At 52.5% G+C, this 236-nt stretch carries 1 protein-coding gene; it reads right to left on the bottom strand.

The features are described 5' to 3' along the window. A partial coding sequence (locus tag ACUHMQ_RS21515) for a DDE-type integrase/transposase/recombinase (RefSeq protein WP_445297447.1) occupies positions 1–236 on the bottom strand: 236 nt, incomplete at both ends.

The following is a 236-nucleotide window of genomic DNA, read 5'->3' as shown; positions in this document are numbered from 1 at the left end:
TCAACGTACGCGTTCTGTTGCGGCTTGCCAGGCTGGATATGATCAAGTCGAACTCCCTTTCTCTGTGCCCATTCACTCAGTATCTTGCCAATGTATTCCGGCCCATTGTCACTGCGGATGGCTGTCGGTTTGCCCCGCCATTCGATGATCTGTTCCAGCGCACGCACGACCCGCTCTGCAGGTAACGATAGATCAATGTCTATAGCCAGCGCTTCGCGGTTAAAGTCATCAATGAT

It is taken from the genome of Chitinimonas violaceus (genome assembly GCF_052601015.1).
This window is presented reverse-complemented; position numbering and strand designations above follow the sequence as displayed.